At 66.8% G+C, this 8,544-nt stretch carries 8 protein-coding genes; 4 read left to right on the top strand and 4 right to left on the bottom strand.

Annotation, left to right across the window (positions count from 1 at the left end):
• From VD964_RS03905 to VD964_RS03890, 4 genes are all read left to right on the top strand, one after another.
• Window positions 1-1,002, top strand: a 1,002-nt coding sequence (locus VD964_RS03905) for an AAA family ATPase (RefSeq protein ID WP_324865775.1), incomplete at its 5' end; no start/stop codon positions are given.
• Window positions 1,003-1,155: 153 nt separating this feature from the next.
• The gene (locus tag VD964_RS03900; protein ID WP_324865773.1) at window positions 1,156-1,956 is read left to right on the top strand and encodes a substrate-binding periplasmic protein; all 801 of its coding nucleotides are present in this window, start codon (window positions 1,156-1,158) and stop codon (window positions 1,954-1,956) included.
• Complete coding sequence (locus tag VD964_RS03895; RefSeq protein ID WP_324865771.1) at window positions 1,953-3,524, top strand: SpoIIE family protein phosphatase; 1,572 nt, start codon at window positions 1,953-1,955, stop codon at window positions 3,522-3,524. Before VD964_RS03900 ends, VD964_RS03895 begins: the two co-directional genes overlap by 4 nt.
• A 202-nt stretch (window positions 3,525-3,726) precedes the next feature.
• Window positions 3,727-4,488, top strand: a complete 762-nt coding sequence (locus VD964_RS03890) for a response regulator transcription factor (protein WP_324865769.1) — start codon at window positions 3,727-3,729, stop codon at window positions 4,486-4,488.
• 1 nt (window position 4,489) lies between these two features.
• Here the strand turns inward: VD964_RS03890 and VD964_RS03885 are convergent, their stop codons facing one another.
• The 4 genes from VD964_RS03885 to VD964_RS03870 are packed head-to-tail and all read right to left on the bottom strand — an operon-like array spanning window position 4,490 to window position 8,357.
• Window positions 4,490-5,515 (bottom strand): sensor histidine kinase, encoded by a 1,026-nt coding sequence (locus VD964_RS03885; protein WP_324865767.1) that lies wholly within the window; start codon window positions 5,513-5,515, stop codon window positions 4,490-4,492.
• Window positions 5,512-5,910: a DUF1987 domain-containing protein gene (locus VD964_RS03880; protein WP_324865765.1), complete on the bottom strand. Its 399-nt coding sequence runs from the start codon at window positions 5,908-5,910 to the stop codon at window positions 5,512-5,514. The genes VD964_RS03885 and VD964_RS03880 overlap by 4 nt, the downstream gene beginning before the upstream one ends.
• Window positions 5,911-5,933: 23 nt before the next feature.
• Window positions 5,934-6,578: a SiaB family protein kinase gene (locus tag VD964_RS03875; protein ID WP_324865763.1), complete on the bottom strand. Its 645-nt coding sequence runs from the start codon at window positions 6,576-6,578 to the stop codon at window positions 5,934-5,936.
• A 9-nt stretch (window positions 6,579-6,587) separates the two neighbouring features.
• Window positions 6,588-8,357 (bottom strand): ATP-binding response regulator, encoded by a 1,770-nt coding sequence (locus VD964_RS03870; RefSeq protein ID WP_324865761.1) that lies wholly within the window; start codon window positions 8,355-8,357, stop codon window positions 6,588-6,590.
• Between the last annotated feature and the right edge of the window lie 187 nt (window positions 8,358-8,544).

Below are 8,544 nucleotides of genomic sequence, written 5' to 3'. Positions count from 1 at the left end.
AAGCGCGGCGAATCGAACAGCCATTCGGAACGCGAGCAGACGCTGAACCAGCTGCTGGTCGAGATGGACGGCATCGTCGAGGGCGGCGACGTGGTGGTGATCGCCGCCACCAACCGGTCGGAGATGCTGGACGCCGCGGTGTTGCGCCCCGGCCGCTTCGACCGTCACATCCATGTCAGCCTGCCGGACGTGGCCGGGCGCGAGGCCATCCTGGACGTCCATGCAGGCCGGCTGACGCTGGCCCCCGACGTCTGCGCCCGCACCGTGGCGCGCGGCACCCCCGGCTTCTCCGGCGCCGAACTCGCCAACCTGACCAACGAGGCCGCCCTGTCGGCGGCGCGTCAGGGCCGGGTCGTCGTCACCATGTCGGATTACGAAGCCGCCAAGGATCGCGTGCTGATGGGCACCGAGCGCCGCAGCCTCGCCCTGTCGGCGCACGAACGGCGGCTGATCGCGGTCCATGAGGCCGGCCATGCGCTGGTGTCCCTGCGCTGCCCGCAGGCCGACCCGATCCACAAGGCCACCATCATCCCGCGCGGCGGCGCGCTGGGCATGGTGGTGCGACTGCCGGAGGGCGACCGCGTGTCGGTGTCCCGCGCCAAGCTGATGGCGGACATCGCCGTCGCCATGGCGGGCCGGGCGGCGGAGGAGATCGTCTTCGGCCACGATCACGTCACCACGGGTGCCGAAGCCGACTTCCGCGCCGCCACCGACCTCGCCCGCCGCATGGTCACGGCCTGGGGGATGAGCGAGGAGATCGGCTATGTCGCCCATGCCGCCGCCGAGCCGGGCGCCCGGTCCGAGCGTACCGCATGGCGCATCGACGAGGAGGTCCGCCGCATCACCGACGAAGGCATGGAGCATGCCCGCCGCCTGCTGCGCACCGACCGCGCCGCGCTCGACGGCATCGCCAAGGCCCTGTTGGAGCGCGAGACCCTGAGCGGAAGCGAGATCACCGAACTCGCCGACAGCCAGCAGGAGCGTGCGACGGAAGCGGCCTGAGATCACGGGACTTGGGAATGGCGCGGCCGACAGCTTCGGCCCGCCCGTTTACCGACACCCGTCCAGCGACAGGAAATGTCCCGCATTGCGGCATGGGTGCATACCGGGGTAGATTAATCCGGATCGGAATGGGGTAGCACGAAGGGGGACGCGATGACGGGACCGCTATCCCGCCGCACGGTTCTGCGGACCGCGCTGCCCCTCCTCGCCTCCCTGCCCCTGCTGGCTGGCCGCACTGCCGCGGCGCATACGGTGCCCGCCGATGCTTTGGGCGTCGTCAGGGTCGGCGCCTACGAATTTCCCCCTTACGTCGACGAGACGGGCGGCGGCGTTACCCGCGACCTGCTGGACCTGTTCAACGCCGCCCAGTCTGAACTCCGGTTCGAAATGGTCCACACCGCGCCGCAGCGGCGGTACGACGACCTGGAACAGGGGCGGTTCGACATGATCGCCTTCGAATGCCGCAATTGGGGCTGGCAAGGCCGGCCGGTCGAGGCCAGCCGGCCCTTCCTGAGCGACGCCGAGGTGTTCATCGCCCGTGCAGCCCCCGGAGTCGACCAGCGCTATTTCGATGACCTGTCCGGCAAGTCGATTCTCGGACGGCTGGGGTTCCACTACGCCTTCGCCGGGTTCGAGGCCGATCCGAAGATCCTCGAACAGCGCTTCCGCACCCGTGTGACGGTGACGCATGAGGGCAACGTCCGCAGCGTCGTCGCCGGTCGTGCCGATCTCGCCATCGTCACCCGCTCCTTCCTGACCCGCTTCCTGCAGCGCGAGCCCGAACTGGCGCGGCAGCTGGTGGTGTCGGAGCGCACCGACCAGATCTACGAGCACACCATCCTGACGCGCCGGGGCGCAGCCGTCGCGACCGCTTGGCTCGATTCGCTGCTCGACCGGCTTGCCGCGGACGGGCGCCTGGAGATGCTGTGGCGGCGGAGCGGGATCCTGTCGTGAGGCGCCGATCCTCTCTGCTGGCACGGGTGACCGGAGCCATCCTGCTGACGACCGCGACCATCGGATCGGCGGCCGTGCTGCTGTCGGAGTGGATCGTGGAGGGTCAGCGCCACCAGGACCTGCTGCGCCGGGCCGAACTGGTCGCGGCGACCCAGGCCGACGCGCTGAGCGGCCCGGTGTGGGAACTGGACAACCGCAGCGCCCAGCGGATGATCGAAGCACTGACCGGGCGCGATTCCGCCATCCGCTCCATCACGGTTTTCGAGACCGACCGCGACGTGCCGCTGGCCGAGATCGGTGTTGACGACGAGGAAGACGCCGAACGCATCACCGTCGAACGGCCGATCGTCCTGCACGGGCGCGAGGGACGGGTCCAGACGGTGGGAACCCTGCGGATCGCCTATTCGACGGCGGAGGTCCGGCAGGCAACCTTGGATGCGCTGGTGCCGGTGGTCGGGCTGCTGGTGCTGTCGCTGCTGGGGGCGATGGCGGTGCTGGGCCTGACGCTGAACCGGATGGTGCTGCGCCCGCTGCGCCTGCTGACCCAATTGGCCAGCGCCATGGCGCGCGGCGACTATGGCGCCCGCATGGATACCGGCCGCACCGATGAGATCGGCGTGCTGGCGGAAGGCTTCAACCGCATGGCGGCCACCGTGCAGGACCACACCAGCACGCTGGAAAGCCGGGTCCGCGAACGGACCGAGGCACTGGCCGCCACCAACCGCGCTATTATGGACAGCATCAACTATGCGCAGCTGATCCAGTCCGCCATCCTGCCGTCCGCCGACACGCTGTCGGCCGGCCTCACCGAGCATTTCGTCCTGTGGCGCCCGCGCGACGTGGTCAGCGGCGATTTCTATGTCTGCCGGGAGGTGCCGGACGGATACGTCGTCGCGGTCGCCGACTGCACGGGGCATGGCGTGCCCGGCGCCTTCATGACGATGACCGCCAGCGCGATGCTGAACAACGCACTGGACCTTCTGGGCGCGTCCGACCCGGCAGCGGTGCTTGCCGCCGTCGACCGCAAGGTCCGCGCCGCCCTGCACCAGGAGGGAGAAGCCCGCAACGGAGCCGAGTGCTTCGACAACGGCCTTGATCTCGCGCTCTGCCATATCCGGCCCGCCGAAGGGAGGCTGGTTTATGCCGGCGCGCGCATTCCCCTGCTGATCGTCACCGACGACGGGGTGACGGAGCTGCGCGGCGACCGGCGCAGCCTGGGCTACCGTCCGGCCTGGCAGTCCGCCGGGCGGTGTGGAGCCGAGTCGTCCTTCACGAATCACGGCATTCTCCTGCGGCCGGGCCAGACCTTCATCCTGGGGACCGACGGACTGGCCGATCAGAGCGGCGGCGAACGCGGACGCAGCTTCGGCAGAGCCCGCCTGCGGGACATGCTCCGGCAGGGTGGCACCGGCCCGCTGGATCGGCTGAAATCGGAGTTGGAATCCTCCCTCGACCGCTTTCAGTCGGGCCGCGAACAGCGCGACGACATCACATTGTTCGGGTTCCGCGTGCGGCTGACCGACGCAGCGGCCGTTCCCCAACCGGGATCAGGCCGTCGGGCCGCATGAAAGGCCTGGACCGTTTGCGCGAATCTGTTACAGAGATGTCACCTTTTGTGACAGGTTGTGACGCGCCATCTGCGATAGGTCAGGGACAGGTTCACAGGTCGCTTTCGAGGCTCATCAACTTTGTTTTAAAATTTAGGCATCCTAGAGTATGTTCCACCCGTTGGAGTGGTGTGCATAGGCGTGGCAGCAGGGAGAGCACGGCATGGCAGGTCCGACGATCGTCGTGGTCGAAGATGAGAGTTCGCTCCGGTCCGACATGGTGGAATACCTGACGGGCTGCGGATTTCATGCGATCGGCGCACGCGACGGTGCGGAACTCGACCGTCTGCTCCAGAGCAACAACGCGTCCATCGTGGTCCTGGATGTGAACCTGCCGGACGAGGACGGATTCAAGATCGCGGCACGTCTGCGCGACGGCCACGGCGCCGGCATCATCATGGTCACCGCCCGCAGTTCCACCGTCGACCGCGTGGTCGGGCTGGAGATCGGCGCCGACGCCTATCTGGTGAAGCCGGTCGAATTGCGCGAACTCGAAGCGCAGGTAAAGTCGCTGCTGCGCCGGCTGAGCGAGCGTGCCGCCGAGTCGGCGGTCCAGGCCGCCGGTGCCGCCGCACCAGCCGACTCCGTCCATGACGGCGCCGACGAAGCGCGCTGGTCGCTCGACCCCACGGAATGGAGCCTGACCAACCCGGCCGGCATCCGCATCAGCCTGACCAGCATGGAAATGAAGCTGACCAGCCTGTTGGCCACCCAGGCGCGCAAGCCGGCGACTCGCGACCAGATCTCCCAGGCTCTGTACAATCGCCGCTGGAACCCGGAAGACCGTTCCATCGACACCGTCGTCGGCCGCCTGCGCCACAAGGTGGAGGGCGCCATCGGCGGCCCTGCCCCGCTGAAGTCGGTGCATGGCGTCGGCTATGTCTTCTCCGCTCCGATCCGGGTGGTGGGCGCGGCACAGGGATAAGTCAGTCCTGACCCGGTGTCCGGCGCGGGAACAGCAGCGTGAAGCTGGTGCCGCGGTCCGGCACGCTGTCCACCGTGATCGATCCCTTCAGAACGCCGACCACCAGATTATGGACGATGTGCAGCCCCAGCCCGCTGCCACCGCGCCCGCGCCGCGTGGTAAAGAATGGCTCGAACACCCGGGCGCGGTGCTCTTCGCTCATGCCGCGGCCATTGTCGGTGAAGCACAGTCGGACGGTATCCGGAGTCGGAAGATCCACCGTGATCGCCATGTCGCCCGGCCGGCCATCGGCAAAGGCATGGGTCAGGGCGTTCATCACCAGGTTCGACAGGATCTGCGACAGCACGCCCGGATAGCTGTCCAATTCCAGATCGTCGGGGCAACTCACCGCCACCGCATGGCCGGACGGCCGAAGCTTCGGCTGCAGGCTGACCAGCGTATCCTGGATATAGGCGGCAAGATTGACGCCGCGCCGCTCCGCGCTGGCCCGGTCGACCGCAACCTGCTTGAAGCCGGCGATCAACTGCGACGCCCGTTCGCAATTGCCCAGGATGAGGTCGGTGGTGTCGATTGCGGTGGTGAGATAGCGGGCGAACTCCGCCTTTCCCAATTCCCCTTCCTCCGCCCGGCGGCGCAAGGCCTGGGTCGCATCGGCAAGATGGGACGCGCAGGAAACGGCGATCCCGACCGGCGTGTTGATCTCGTGCGCGACCCCGGCGACCAGCGCCCCGAGGGAAGCCAGCTTTTCCGACTGGACCATCGCCTCCTGCGCCTCGCGAAGGCTTTCCAGCGCGGCTTCAGCCTCGCTGCGCCGGCGTTCCAGTTCGTGGTTGGCGTCGCTCAACTGGGCCTGCAGGCGGTCGCTGACCCGCACCAGCCGCTGCTGCTCCCGCGTGCTGAGTTCGAAGGCGGCGACGAGTTCGCGGTAATCGGACAGGCACTGCGGTGCCAGCGCCTCCAGCCTCTTCTCAAGCGCGCGGGCCTTGGCGAGCGCCTCCTCCTCAGCAGCGAAGAGGTTGAAGCTCATGGGCTGCCGCCGGCGGGGATCTCCCGCATCCGAAAGACGACATGCCGCAGATCCTCGGCAAAGTCCTCGCCCAGTTCGCGCATGGACTCGTCGTTTTCCTCCACGCACCAGGTCAGCGTCACCGGCCGGCCGGCCTTCGCCACGGTCTCCAGCATCTGGAAGATGTTCATCAACGCTTTGGCGCTGGAACTGTTGAAATACAGCAATTCCATGTCGAAACGGATCGGACCGCCATCGGGGCGGGCCAGATAGCCACGCAGCGCGTCGAACACCGGGCCGAAGAATCCGGCGACGTCGTCGGGATATGATTCGCCGGTCATTCGTAAATGGCCGCCGGCGAAGTCGAAGGAGACGCCCGGCGTGCGTCCGGTGGCGGGGATGGTCAGGCTGTCCATGGCTCGTCGCTCGGTTCGGCCGCTCAGACGCGGACCTTGAGGCAGAAGAAGCTGCGGTCCGCGTCCATCGCGTTGAAATCATAGTCGATGGGATCGCTGGCCCGCCGGGCGATCTCGATCAGTCCCAGGGTCGCGCCGCGACTGCCGTCGTCCGGTTCCTCCCGAAGCTGTTCACGGTAGTAGCTCTTGATGCCATTGCGGTCGAGGCTCTTCAGATGGTCCAGCCGCTGCTTCAGGCGCGGAACGTCGCCATTGCGCACGGTGTTGCCGCAGACGATGAAGACCTTGCCGTCCTCCACCCCGATGGTCACCATTCCGGCGCTGAGTTCGACCGCGCGGCCGGCGCTGCCCGACATCTTTTCCGCCGAATAGCGGATGATGTTCTGCATCTGCTCGACAAAGACGGAGAAGACCCGACGGATGGTGGGACCGTCTGCCTCTTCCAGAGCCATCTTTTCCCGCAACGCCTCACCCAGGGAGTAAAGTATCCCTTCCGACAAGTATCCGCTGAAGGAAAACAGAATACCTTTGTCATCCAGATCGCGTTTTATCGCCGCATACTGCTGTGCAAGCATGGGAGCCGCCGGATTTTCCGTCAGTGCCGGACCTGTGCCGACTATCTCATTCCTTATGCCAAAGGGCCATACCCTTTCGAACAGGCGCGTCATCGGGTACCATCACACCGGCAATACGACCCGGAAGGTCGATCCCTTGCCGAGTTCGCTGTCCACCGCCACCGCACCGCCATGAAGCAGGACGATCTGCTGCACCGTGTGCAGTCCGATGCCGGTCCCCGGAATGCCCGAGGCGCCGGAGCCGCGGAAGAAGCGGTCGAACAGGCGGGGTATCTCCGGATCCGGGATGCCCCGGCCATGGTCGGTCACCTCGATCACGGCCATGGCGCCGTCCGTATCGCCATGCAGCAGTATCGGGCCGCCCGGTCCGGAATATTTGACCGCGTTGTTGATCAGATTGGTCAGAACCAGCCCGATAAGATGGGCATCGATTTCCACGCGACGCGGCAACCCATCCAGTTCCATCCGGAATTCACGGTCCGGATAGGCAACCCGGAAGGGACGCACGACGCCGCGGATCAGATCGGGAAGATCGACCTCCGCGCGTTCGAGCACCAGCGCGTTGCCCTGCAGCCGTTCGTCGGTCAGATGGGCGTCGATCAGGCCGGTCAGGCGCTGGACGCTGCCACGGATCACCGCCAGCCTTTCCAGCATCTCCGGCTCCACCTGTTCCGCCTTCATGGCAAGCAGTTGGGCTGCACTGTCGATGATGGCGAGCGGGGTGCGGAACTCGTGGCTGACCATGCCCAGGAACTGGCGCTGGCGGTCGCGCGCCAGCAATTCGCACTCCAGCGCACGCTCCACCCGTTCCTTCGCCAGGATCAGCGCCTTCTGGTTGGCGGCCAGTTCGTTGGTGCGCTCCTCCACGCGCCGCTCGAGCGAGCGGTTCAGCGCCACCAACTCCTCATACAGGCAGACATTGTCGAAGCCGATCGCGACACGGTTGCAGAACAGCTCCAGCAGCCGGTGCTCGTCGGGGGTGTAGGGCTCCGCCCGCTCCAGCCGGAAGACGGTCACGCCATGCTCGCGCGTGCGGAAAACCAGAACACAACGGTCGTCCCGGTACAGGTTGCGCTGGCTCCCCAACGCATCCTCGACCTCCGCCGCCGCGTCGGCCGGAAGAACGTCGGCAACGGGCATGCCGATGCTGCGGGCGAACTCCCCAAGTCCGGCCACCAGCGCGACCGACCGGCTGCCGTCACCGCGCTCCAGCGGCCGGCAGGCAAGCACGGAGGGTGTACCGCCCGGATCGACGAGGCGGGCAATCTGCTCCACCAGCTGCTCGACGAAGGCGCGCATCGACCGCATTTCGAACAGGGAGGCCGATGCACTGAGGATCCGCTCCAGCCCCTGCCTGTTGCGTTCGATCGTCACGATGTCGCGCCACGCCCGCAGCGCGCTGACCAGCGTGGTGAACAGGCGCTGCGCCGTCAGCTCGCTCTTGGCCTTATAATCGTTGATGTCGTAGCCGACGATGACGTCGCGCTCCGGCGCCTGCCCCGGCTGGCCGGTGCGCAGGATGATGCGCATGCGCTGGTTTCCCAGCTCCTCCCGAATGTGGCGGACCAGCCTGAGACCGGCGTCCTCCGTCTCCATCACCACGTCCAGCAGGGCGACGGGAAGGTCAGGCCGCAGCGCCAGCACCGCCTTCGCCTCTTCCGCCGACAGGGCGCTGACCACCTCGAAGGGACGGCCGTCGAAGTCGAAATCACGCAGGAGCACCGCGGTCATGGCATGAACCTGCGGGTCGTCGTCCACCACCAGGATGGGCCAGGGCAAGCCGGACTGCCGTTGAGGACGAACCGCAATGACGGTCCCGTCCTCCGGACCGAACAGCAACTCGTCGTCCGGTCCGCCATCCATCCCCATCATGCCCCCACCTCCCCGTAACCCGCGCAGGTTGGCCCCGGCCCTCCCGCCTGACCTGCCTGTAGGACGTTCAGGTGCAATGGAAGCATTGTACGTTGCCGCTTCCAAGTCCGATTCGCCCCCTTCGCTAGCATTCGTTTCAATTTGTCGCATATGACCGAAGATTGTCTCCGGGCGTTGACAATCTTCG

This window comes from Azospirillum sp. (assembly GCF_035628975.1).
Classification (GTDB): Bacteria; Pseudomonadota; Alphaproteobacteria; order Azospirillales; family Azospirillaceae; genus Azospirillum.
Note: the sequence above shows the minus strand (reverse complement) of the source record. Positions and strands in the feature narration are given on the sequence as shown.